The sequence below is a fragment of the Bradyrhizobium sp. ORS 375 genome (genome assembly GCF_000239775.1).
Classification (GTDB): domain Bacteria; phylum Pseudomonadota; class Alphaproteobacteria; order Rhizobiales; family Xanthobacteraceae; genus Bradyrhizobium.
This window is the reverse complement of sequence record NZ_CAFI01000473.1, coordinates 1-1,302: the sequence shown is the minus strand read 5'-3', so window position 1 is coordinate 1,302 and position 1,302 is coordinate 1. Positions and strand designations below refer to the sequence as shown.

Below are 1,302 nucleotides of genomic sequence, written 5' to 3'. Positions count from 1 at the left end.
TACGCCCCTCTGCATGAGGACGGGATGACGGGAGGAGAGCATGATTTCCGGTAAAGCGAAAGGCGGAAATATTTGCGCCGGCATCTGGACAGAGGTGATCATGCTGGGACCGCTGCCGAATTTTTGCTCACAGCGCATCGTTTATGCGGCCGCGCGAGAGCCTTAGACGCCAGCGCAACGGTGTCATCGGTCATCACCACAAACTGAGTCGCCCGTCGGGTCACCCGCCGCTTGCGGCAAATGAAAGAAGGACCCACGGAGATGTCGCGCAATGTGCTGTGATATCCAGGCCTCCTGGTTCGAGACGCGCCGCCATGGCTGGCCATCGTATGGCTTGACCAGGTGCGCGGCGCTCCTCACCATGAGGGGAAGCATGAACCCGGTGGCCATATGAGACCGCGCTGACATCTCGCCGCGATCGCAGGCCTCATCCTGGGGAGCCTGACGCAGGCAGGCGTCTCGAAGGATGGCCGCGGGCGAGACATTCACCACCTGATCCGCAGGACCTCTCGCCTCGTTCCCTCGTTGACACCAACCGGACGGCGCAACCGCCATGACCGAACCGACACCACCGAGGAGACGCCGCATGCTGATCGGGCTGACCGGCCTCGTCGTGCTCGTGCTGGCCGGCGCCGCCATCGCCGCGGGGCCGATCATGAGCCGGGTCGAACATCCCAGATACGACGTCGTGAAGCGCGACGGCGAGTTCGAGATCCGCGCCTATGCGCCAATGATCATTGCGCAAGCCGACGTGCAGGGCGCGCGCAAAGCGGCGATCGAGGAAGGCTTTCGCATCATCGGCGGCTACATCTTCGGCGCCAACCAGGCCAAGGCGAAAATCGCGATGACCGCGCCGGTGCAGCAGCAGGCGGCCGTCGCAACTCCCGCGGACGGCGTCGCCGGCGACCGCTGGAGCGTCAGCTTCGTGATGCCGTCGAGTTGGTCGCTCGACACGTTGCCGCCGCCCGCCGATTCCCGCATCAAGCTGACGCCGATGCCGGCGCAGCGCATGGTCGCGATCACGTTCTCCGGCTCCTATTCCGACGGCATCCTCGCCGAGAAGACCCGCGAACTGCGCGACTACGCACAGCGCAACGGCTTGGCCGTCACCGGCACGCCGCTGCTCGCGTTCTACAACCCACCCTGGACGCTCCCGATGCTGCGCCGGAACGAGGTGATGCTGGCGTGTCGTTGTTAGCTCCGCTGCCCGTGGCGACGATCATCTGCTCCCTCTCCCCCCCTTGCGGGGAGAGGATTGGGGTGAGGGGCAGACGCACGGGAAGTGTACGTGAAAAAACCTGT

General features: G+C 64.9%; 1 protein-coding gene. It reads left to right on the top strand.

Features of this window, described 5'->3' with window-relative positions; translation table 11 throughout:
- Positions 1 to 586 precede the first annotated feature (586 nt).
- Positions 587 to 1,198 (top strand): SOUL family heme-binding protein, encoded by a 612-nt coding sequence (locus BRAO375_RS32425; protein WP_009031667.1) that lies wholly within the window; start codon positions 587 to 589, stop codon positions 1,196 to 1,198.
- The last annotated feature ends 104 nt before the right edge of the window (positions 1,199 to 1,302 follow it).

What these genes read in the sequence shown, in the direction of transcription:
- BRAO375_RS32425 (WP_009031667.1), top strand. Translation starts at nt 587, where the DNA reads ATGCTGATCGGGCTGACCGGCCTCGTCGTGCTCGTGCTGGCCGGCGCC.